At 50.0% G+C, this 612-nt stretch carries 1 protein-coding gene; it reads right to left on the minus strand.

Annotation, left to right across the window (positions count from 1 at the left end; genetic code table 11):
• On the minus strand, positions 1-612 hold a 612-nt coding region (locus tag BABA_RS02445), incomplete at both ends, for an aldo/keto reductase (RefSeq protein ID WP_007083536.1).

Consider the following 612-nt stretch of genomic DNA (forward strand, 5'->3'; position numbering starts at 1 on the left):
TAATTAGCTGACCGCGTTCGTCACCGGCAGCTACCGGGGTGTAGGCGATTAGCGGAATCCCCTGTTTTCGCTGCCATGGTAATAGACTGTATTCGATCCCTCGACTACCGAGGTTATAGAGATCTTCGTTTGCGGCAACCTGATCACCGCCTGGGAGGGCAAGCAGTTCTTTCATATCGGGGAGGTCAAAGTTGGAAACACCCCAATGTTTGATCTTACCTTGCTGTTGCAAGGACTGAAGCGTTTCGACGGTTTCACTTAACGGCACAGCACCACGCCAATGATATAGATATAAATCCACGTAATCGGTTCCCAGTAACTTTAAGCTGGTATCCAAGCTGTGGGACATTCTGTCGGCGGAAGCGTTTGAAGGCAGTACCTTATCAATCAGGAACAATTTTTCCCGGTCAATATTGGCAATGGCTTCACCAACCAGACTTTCACTACGGCCGTTACCGTACATTTCCGCGGTATCGATCACGGTTGCGCCGGCGTCAATACCAGCTTGAATGGCTTTGATTTCCTTTGCGCGGGTTGCAGTTGAATTGCCCATGTGCCAAGTACCAAGCCCGATTGCCGGCACCGTTTTGTCGCCAAGATGTAATTCTCTCA

The sequence above is a fragment of the Neobacillus bataviensis LMG 21833 genome (assembly GCF_000307875.1).
Taxonomy (GTDB): Bacteria; Bacillota; Bacilli; order Bacillales; family Cytobacillaceae; genus Neobacillus; species Neobacillus bataviensis.